The following is a 1,943-nucleotide window of genomic DNA, read 5'->3' as shown; positions in this document are numbered from 1 at the left end:
TGCGCGGACATGACGCGGGACGAGGCGTACGTGTTCCGCGGCTTCGATTCCGATCCGGCCCGCGCGGAACAGGTGCCGCACAGCGCGTTCACCGACCAGTCGTGCCCCGCTGACGCGCCGCCGCGCGCGTCGATCGAGATCCGGATGTTCGCCTTCTACGCGGAGTAGCCCTTGAAAGACCTCACGATCGCGAGCATCGAGGCGCTGCCCTGCTCGGTCCCGCTGAAGCAGGCCGTCACCCAGGGACTCGGCTCGGTCAGCAAACGGGACACGGTGATCGTCAAGGTCACCACCGCCGACGGCCTGACCGGGTACGGCGAGTCCTACAACGGGCGCGCCCCGCTGGCCGTCGCCGCGACGATCGACACGACGCTGCGCGACCTGCTGACCGGCATGGACGCTTCTGCGACCACCGAGGTCTGGGCCCGGTTCGAGAGCCGCGTGCTGGCCAACCACGGCACCTGCGCCGCCTGCGTCTGCGCGATGAGCGGCATCGACATGGCGCTGTGGGACGTCAAGGGCAAGGCGCTCGGCCTGCCGCTGTACCGGCTGCTCGGCGGCGCCGCCCGCCCGGTGCCCGCGTACGCGGGCGGCTTCGCCCTCGGGTACGCCGCCCCGGCCGCCGTGACCGAGGAGGCGCTGGCCCAGGTCGCGCTCGGCTACCGCGCCGTCAAGCTGCGGCTCGGCGACTCGCTTTCCAGTGATTCGGAACGGGCCCGTGCGATGCGCGCGGCCCTCCCCGCAGACGTGGCGCTGCTGGCCGACGCCAACTGCCGTTACTCCGTCGATGACGTCCGCGCCATGCTGCCGGTGCTGGCCGACGCCGGGGCAGGCTGGCTGGAGGAGCCGTTCCCGCCGTACGCGGACCACCTGTGGCGTGCCGCCGCTTCGCTGGCCGCGCCGTACCTGCCGCTCGCGGCGGGCGAGAACTGCTACACCCGCTACGAGTTCCAGCGGCTGCTCGATCTTGGAGCCGTCTCGGTGGTCCAGCCCGACCTGTCCCGCTGCGGCGGCATCACCGAGGCGCTGCGCATCGCCGCGCTGGCCGCCGGGCCCGGCCTGCCGGTCTGCACGCACGGCTGCCACACCGGGCTGAACTTCGCGGCCAGCGTGCACTACCTCGCGAGCATCGGCAACGCCCGTTACTTCGAGGCCGACGGCTCAACCGATAACCCGCTGCGCACGGTCGCCTGCTCGGCGTCCTACGAGCTGAGCGCGGACGGCACGGTGCTGCCGCTGGAGGGCCCGGGCCTCGGCGTCGAGGTGGACGAGGATTACATCCGGGCCCACCCGATCACCGAGGGCCCGGCCTGGCACTGACGCCCCATCAGGCACACGCGCCTCACAGCCTCTTGCGTCACATTAGCCACTCCCGCGGACTTTGCAGCCGCCATGACCATTTTCCGAGTTGAGTGACCGGTCACAAGTGGTCACGCGGTATGCAAGGTGGCGCCCAGGATGCAAAGTCGGGGCAGGCGAACCGGGTGACCGGCGTCGGCGGGGCCCTAGTCAGCCCGCAGCTCTCACGGGCTTCACAGGCCCGGGATACCTAGCGGCTCTTTGTTGACGTGGTGACCATATGTGACCGGTCACTGAGCCTGAGAAGTGGTCACCGCATCAACAAAGCCAAGAGGAGTGACTGGTGTGGCAGGAGATGGGCCGTACGGGGTGATCGTGGGGGGAGCCGGGCCGGACAGCCGACGGACAGGACGGGTGCGCCATGCCGGAGGCGGTGATTTGCCTGGGAAGGCCGGCCGGCAAGGACGGTGCGGGTGGTGAGTCGGCGGAACGCTGGCGAGGCGGCCGGCGGGGCGGGGCCGCCCGGCGAGTCAGCTGGACCAGCCGGGAGAAAGTACGGGCCCGTTCGGGATAAGGATTCCCGTATGCGGCGGATACCTCGGCTTTTTGCAGCCGGGTGTCAGCTGATTGCCGTGACTTTTACC

The 1,943-nt window shown here is 70.3% G+C and carries 1 protein-coding gene; it reads left to right on the top strand.

The window, feature by feature from the left end; translation table 11 throughout:
* Window positions 1-171: 171 nt before the first annotated feature.
* Entirely contained in the window at window positions 172-1,320 is a 1,149-nt protein-coding gene (locus tag WA805_RS09855) for a mandelate racemase/muconate lactonizing enzyme family protein (RefSeq protein ID WP_422288048.1), read from the top strand.
* The last annotated feature ends 623 nt before the right edge of the window (window positions 1,321-1,943 follow it).

Origin of the sequence: Trebonia sp., from assembly GCF_049794275.1 — a bacterium.
In the GTDB taxonomy this organism is placed as follows: domain Bacteria; phylum Actinomycetota; class Actinomycetes; order Streptosporangiales; family Streptosporangiaceae; genus Trebonia.
This window is presented reverse-complemented; position numbering and strand designations above follow the sequence as displayed.